The 659-nt window shown below is 64.6% G+C and carries 1 protein-coding gene; it reads right to left on the bottom strand.

All coding sequences use genetic code 11. From position 1 onward, the window contains the following. A partial coding sequence (locus tag HP546_RS30830; protein WP_172233818.1) for an efflux RND transporter permease subunit occupies positions 1 to 659 on the bottom strand: 659 nt, incomplete at both ends.

Raw genomic sequence — 659 nt, 5'->3', positions numbered from 1 at the left:
TGTTTTCCACCACCACGATGGCATCGTCGACCACGAAGCCCACTGAAATGACGATGGCCACCAGGGTCAGGTTGTTCAGGCTGAAACCGAGGATGTACATCAGCGCGCAGCTGGCGATCAGCGACACACCAAGCACGCTGGACACGACCATGGTCGCCGACCACTGGCGCAGGAACAGCGCCATCACGCCGATCACCAGGGCCACGGCGATCATCAGGGTCAGTTCCACTTCATGCAGCGAGGCGCGGATGGTTTGCGTGCGGTCCTGCAGCACCGACACCTCGACCGAGGCCGGCAGCATCTCCTGCAGCTTGGGCAGGGCGGCCAGCACCCGGTCCACGGTATCGACGATATTGGCGCCGGGCTGGCGGAAGATCACCAGGTTGAGCCCGGGCTGGTCGCCGGACCAGGCCTTGACGTAGGCGTTTTCGGCGCCGTTGATGACCTTGGCCACGTCCTTGAGGTGCACCGGGGCGCCGTCGCGGTAGGAAACGATCAGCTGCGCGTAGTCCTCGGGGTGAAACAGCTGGTCGTTGGCGGCGATGGTCGACACGTTGTGCTCGCCGTACAGTGCGCCCTTGGCCAGATTCAGGCTGGTCTGCTGGATGGCCTGGCGCAGGTCGGCCAGGGTCAGGCCGATGGCGGCGAGTTTTTCCGGC

It is taken from the genome of Pseudomonas sp. CM25 (assembly GCF_013179705.1).
Taxonomy (GTDB): domain Bacteria; phylum Pseudomonadota; class Gammaproteobacteria; order Pseudomonadales; family Pseudomonadaceae; genus Aquipseudomonas.
This window is presented reverse-complemented; position numbering and strand designations above follow the sequence as displayed.